The sequence below is a fragment of the Mycobacterium sp. genome, assembly GCF_049281135.1.
Lineage (GTDB): Bacteria > Actinomycetota > Actinomycetes > Mycobacteriales > Mycobacteriaceae > Mycobacterium.
Map to the genome: position 1 here is coordinate 1 of NZ_JBAPRN010000028.1, position 5,416 is coordinate 5,416.

General features: G+C 68.2%; 5 protein-coding genes and 1 pseudogene. 3 read left to right on the plus strand and 3 right to left on the minus strand.

The window, feature by feature from the left end; translation table 11 throughout:
* Nucleotides 1-258, plus strand: a pseudogene (locus tag WAN02_RS01120) (AAA family ATPase); the annotation flags it as partial.
* 11 nt (nucleotides 259-269) lie between these two features.
* On the opposite strand, the gene dapE reads toward WAN02_RS01120, so the two are convergent.
* Nucleotides 270-1,334, minus strand: a complete 1,065-nt coding sequence (dapE, locus tag WAN02_RS01125; RefSeq protein WP_422262020.1) for a succinyl-diaminopimelate desuccinylase — start codon at nucleotides 1,332-1,334, stop codon at nucleotides 270-272.
* Nucleotides 1,335-1,359: 25 nt separating this feature from the next.
* Between dapE and dapD the strand changes: the two genes are divergently transcribed.
* Nucleotides 1,360-2,313, plus strand: coding sequence for a 2,3,4,5-tetrahydropyridine-2,6-dicarboxylate N-succinyltransferase (dapD, locus tag WAN02_RS01130; protein WP_422262022.1), 954 nt, complete (start codon nucleotides 1,360-1,362; stop codon nucleotides 2,311-2,313).
* A gap of 1 nt (nucleotide 2,314) precedes the next feature.
* Here the strand turns inward: dapD and WAN02_RS01135 are convergent, their stop codons facing one another.
* A complete protein-coding gene (locus tag WAN02_RS01135; RefSeq protein ID WP_422262029.1) occupies nucleotides 2,315-3,583 on the minus strand; it encodes an MFS transporter in 1,269 nt (422 codons plus the stop codon).
* A gap of 107 nt (nucleotides 3,584-3,690) precedes the next feature.
* Entirely contained in the window at nucleotides 3,691-5,097 is a 1,407-nt protein-coding gene (locus tag WAN02_RS01140) for an acyl-CoA synthetase (protein WP_422262024.1), read from the minus strand.
* Nucleotides 5,098-5,203: 106 nt separating this feature from the next.
* On the opposite strand from WAN02_RS01140, the gene WAN02_RS01145 reads away from it, so the two are divergent.
* On the plus strand, nucleotides 5,204-5,416 hold a 213-nt coding region (locus tag WAN02_RS01145; protein ID WP_422262027.1), incomplete at its 3' end, for a TetR/AcrR family transcriptional regulator.

Consider the following 5,416-nt stretch of genomic DNA (forward strand, 5'->3'; position numbering starts at 1 on the left):
GCGGAACGTGGCGGACAGTCGGCGATCGCGCTGCGCGCGCTGCAGGATGCCACGCGCCTCGGCGATGTGCGCGCCGTGCAGCGGGCCGAACGGCTGGCGGTCGAAGTGAACTGTGTGTTGGGACGGCTGACGCTGGCACACGCCCGGGCATTGGCCGCGGGCGATGCCGGCGCGCTGACCGAGGTCGCCGCCGACCTTGCCGATCGCGGACTGCACCCCGCCGCCGCCGACGCGTCGGCCCAAGCGCAGCGCGTCTAGGCGCTCAAGGCCTAACCGCTCAGATAGGCCCGCAGCATCGTCACCGCGTCGGTGATCTGGTGGATGGGCACGAGTTCGTCGCGGGTATGCGCGAGGTTGGGATCGCCCGGCCCGTAGTTGACGGCGGCGATGCCACGGGCGGCGAACCGCGACACGTCGGTCCACCCGTATTTCGCTCGCACCTGCCCACCGGCGGCGTCGACGAGGTCCTTCGCCGCCGGGTTGGACAGACCGGGCAGCGCTCCGGCGGCGGAATCGGTCTGCTCGATCCGCACGTCGAGGCCGTCGAGAACCTCATGGACGTGGCTCAGCGCGGCCTCCGGCGATCGGTCGGGCGCGAAGCGGAAGTTCACCGTCACCGAGGCCGCGTCCGGGATGACGTTGCCGGCGACGCCGCCGTCGATGCGGACCGCCGACAATCCCTCACGGTAGGTGCACCCGTCGATCTCGACATTGCGGGCCTGGTAGGCCGCGAGCCGATCCAACACCGCACCCAGCTTGTGAATGGCGTTGTCGCCGAGCCATGCTCGCGCCGAGTGGGCGCGAGTCCCATCGGCCTGAACGACAATTCGTAGAGTCCCCTGGCACCCCGCCTCGATGTACCCGCCGGTCGGCTCGCCAAGGATCGCCACGTCGGCCGTCAACCAATCCGGCAACTCACGTTCGATCCGCCCCAAACCATTTGCCGCCGAGTCGATTTCCTCGCAGTCGTAGAACACCAGCGTCAAATCGTGGGCGGGCGCGGTGACGGTGGCGGCCAGATGCAGGAAGACCGCGTCACCGGACTTCATGTCTGTTGTGCCGCAACCGTGTAGCGATTCGGCGTCCCGACGACTCGGCAGATTACCGGCCGCCGGCACGGTGTCGAGGTGGCCGGCCAGCAACACCCGGGTCGGACGGCCCAGCGCGGTGCGGGCAAGCACGGCATTGCCGTTGCGGATGATCTCGAAGCCTGATGTCTGCGCCCGCAGCGCGGCCTCGACCTCGTCGGCGATGCGCTCTTCGTGCCGCGACTCGCTGGGGATGTCGACCAGAGCTGCGGTCAGCTCAATCGGGTCGCCACCTAGGTCCAGCACGGTCTCAGCGTAGTGGGTGGGTAGCGTGGAGCGCGTGACTGCAGCTTCGGGTATTGGGCTGGCAACGCTGGCCGCAGACGGATCGGTTCTCGACACTTGGTTCCCTGCACCGGAACTGATCGACTCGGGCCAGAGCGGCACGACGCGGTTGTCGGTGGCCGAGGTGCCCGACGAGTTGGCCGCGCTGGCAGGCCGCGACGACGAGCGCGACACCGAGACCGTCGTGGTGCGCACGGTGATCGGCTCGCTGGACGACAAGGCCGCCGACGCCTACGACGGCTATCTGCGACTGCATCTGCTCTCGCATCGGCTGGTCGCTCCGCACGGGCTCAACGCCGACGGGTTGTTCGGGGTGCTGACCAACGTGGTGTGGACAAACTACGGGCCATGCGCGGTCGACGGTTTCGAGACGGTGCGGGCGCGGCTGCGCCGGCGAGGCCCGGTCGCGGTCTACGGCGTGGACAAGTTCCCCCGCATGGTCGACTACGTCGTGCCGACCGGGGTGCGCATTGCCGATGCCGACCGGGTGCGGTTGGGCGCGCACTTGGCCTCGGGAACGACGGTGATGCACGAGGGCTTCGTCAACTTCAACGCGGGCACTTTGGGAGCCTCGATGGTCGAGGGCCGCATCTCGGCGGGCGTGGTGGTCGGCGACGGCTCCGACATCGGCGGCGGCGCCTCGATCATGGGCACGCTGTCCGGCGGTGGCACCGAAGTGATCTCGATCGGCAAGCATTGCCTGCTCGGCGCGAATTCCGGGCTGGGCATCCCGCTCGGCGACGACTGCGTCGTCGAAGCCGGTCTCTACGTCACGGCGGGCACCAAAGTCGCTCTCCCCGATGGTAATTCGGTCAAGGCCCGCGAGCTCTCCGGCAGCAGCAACCTACTGTTCCGGCGCAACTCGGTAACCGGCGCGGTCGAAGTGGTGTCGCGCGACGGTCGCGGCATCGCCCTCAACGAGGACCTGCACGCCAACTGATCTATCCCGTGGAGTGCAGCATGACGTCCCTGGTTTCGGGCAACAGATACGTGCACACCAGACCGGTCAGGGCCAGGCCGGCCAGCATGGGCCCGATCACCCAGCTGCCGTAGGTGGCCTGCAGTGTGCCGGCGATCAGCGGGGGCACGGCACCACCGAGAATGCCGGCCAGGTTGATCGCCAACGCCGACCCGCTGTAGCGGTAGCGGGTGGCAAACAGCTCAGGAATGAAGGCTCCCGTCGGCCCGGAACCGATTCCGCCGATCGCGCACATGCCGACGATGGCCACCGCGTAGAACGCCGGGTTGCCGGTGTTGATCAACGGAATCACCACCAGTGCCCAGGGCACACACCCCGCCCAGCCCAGCAGCATCAATTTGCGGCGTCCGAATCTGTCGCTCAGGGTGGCCGAGAGCGCGACGAACGCGATGCTGACCATGCCGCCCACCGCGCCGATGGCCCAGATGAAGCCGCGGGTGTAGCCCAATTCGGAGTGGGCGTACCCGGTCAGGTAGGTGTTCGACATGTAGACGAAGGACATGCCGCCCAGGATGCTGCCACCGGCCAGGGCGATCTCGCGCCGCTGCAAGCGCCACAACTCCGCGATCGGGGCCCTCGGGAGCACGTTTCGGGCCTTCTCCGCAACGAACACCGGAGTCTCGTCGATCCGCATCCGCACATAGAAGGCGATCGCGATCAGACCGGCGCTGATCAGGAACGGAATCCGCCACCCCCACTGCATGAACGCGGGACTGTTCTCGCCGATAGTGAAGTTCACGCCCAAAAACGTGAGGCTCGACAACACCACCGCGGCTCCACCGCCGAGCAGCGTGAACATCCCGAAGCGGCCGCGTCGGCCGTCGGGGGCGTATTCGGCGCTCAGCAGCGCCGAGCCCGCCCATTCCCCGCCCACGGCAAAGCCTTGCAGCAACCGCAGCGCAACCAAGATCAACGGGGCTGCCACCCCGATGGTGTCCGTGCTGGGCACAGCGCCCACGGACATGGTGGAGACGGCCATGATCAGCAACGTCGCGATCAGCGTCTTCTTTCGGCCCAGCCGGTCGCCGAAGTAGCCGAAGGCGAGCCCGCCGATCGGTCGCGACACGAACGCGCTGGCAAATGTGCCCATCGAGGCGATCGTGCCCAGCGCCGGGCTGAGATGCGGGAAGAAGACGGTGGGAAACACCAGCGCCGCCGCGGTGCCGTAGATCATGAAGTCGTAGAACTCGATTGCCGAGCCCACCAGACACGCGGCGGCGACGCGTCTCATCGGGGTGGCGGCGGTGGCAGTCGTCACCGCGACGCCACCGTTGGGCTGCATCGGTGCACGGCTACGACGGTAGGGAAATCCGACGCCGGTGTCACACCCGCCGCGCGTTAGCTTTCCGTCAACAATTGCTTTTTGAGCACCTTGCCCATCGCGTTGCGGGGCAGTTCGGCGACGATCCGGACCTCACGCGGCCGCTTGTGCACCGAAAGCTGTTGAGCCACATAGTCGATCAACTCTTGCGGCTCGGCCTCGCCAACGATGAACGCGACGATGCGCTGGCCCAGGTCGTCATCGGGCAGCCCGACCACCGCGGCCTCGGCCACGCCCGGATGCCCAAGCAGGACCGTCTCGATTTCACCCGCGCCGACCCGGTACCCACCCGACTTGATCAGGTCCACCGACTCGCGGCCGACGATGCGATGCATGCCGTCGCCGTCGATCACCGCGGCGTCACCGGTGCGATACCAGCCGTCGGCATCAAAGGCTTCCGCCGTCGCGTCCGGCCGGTTCAGGTAGCCGTTGAACAGCGTCGGCCCCCGCACCTGCAGGCGCCCAATGGTTTCCGCGTCGCGCGGCACCGGATTGTCGTCGTCGTCGACCAGTCGGGTCTCGATGCCCGCCAGCGGCAGGCCGACCCAGCCCGGTCGACGTTCACCGTCCGCGCGGGTCGACAGGGTGATCAGCGACTCGGTCGCTCCGTATCGCTCGACGGGCGCATGGCCGGTGAGCCGGACCATTTGGTCGAATACCGGGACCGGCAGACCGGCGCTGCCGGACACCAGTAGCCGCGCCGACCGCAGCGCCTCGGCGGCGGCGTTGTCCGCCACCACCCGCGACCACACCGTCGGCACGCCGAAGTACAGCGTGCCGCGAGCTGCCGCATACGCTTCGGGCGTCGGTTTTCCGGTGTGCACGAAGCGATTTCCGACCCGCAACGATCCAAGCAGGCCCAGCACCAGGCCGTGCACGTGGAACAGCGGTAACCCGTGCACGAGCGTGTCGTCGGCAGTCCACTGCCAGGCCTCGGCCAGCGCGTCCAGGTCGGCGGCGATCGCCTGACCGCTCACCTGCACCCCTTTGGGCGGCCCGGTCGTGCCCGATGTGTAGATGATCAGCGCGGTGTCCTGTGGCGACGACTCGGGTTGGCGATGCCAGGACCGGGCGCCCATCCGCACCGGGATGTGCGGCAACCCCTCGGGCTCGTCAGGCACCGGGCCCAGCCAGGCCTGCGCTCCGGAGTCGATGAGGATGTGGCGGCGTTCGGACTGTCCGACGTCGGCCGGTACCGGGATCACCGGCACCCCAGCGATCAGGCAACCGGCGATGGCCAGCGCGGTCGGCGCGGTAGGCGTGGCCAGCACCGCGATCCGATCCGCACCGCGGACGCGTTCGGCCACCGAGTTGGCGGCCCCGACCACGTCACTACGGCTGAGCGTGACATCGCCGAAGCGGACGGCGTCCTCGAGATCATGGCCACCCGCGACAACGGAGGGGTCCAGCGAGGTCAGCAGCACGTCAGCAGGGTACCCGGCGCTCGCACTGGCCCGGGCGACGGTCCGCTCGTAATTTCGCTGACGACCGTCATTGACGGGCGCCAATGAAATTGACTACTGTGGCCGAATGCAGTCGAGCACCGAAGCCCCTTCACCCGGTTTGGGGGTACGCGAGGAGCAGCGGCTCGCGACGCGCGCGCGGGTGTTCGACGCCGCATTGGCTGAGATCGGCCGGTCCGGATTGGCCGGAGCCGATATCGCAACGATCGCCACGGCAGCTGGAGTAGTGCGGGGCACGTTCTACTTCCATTTCCCGACCAAGGAGCACGTGCTGGTCGAG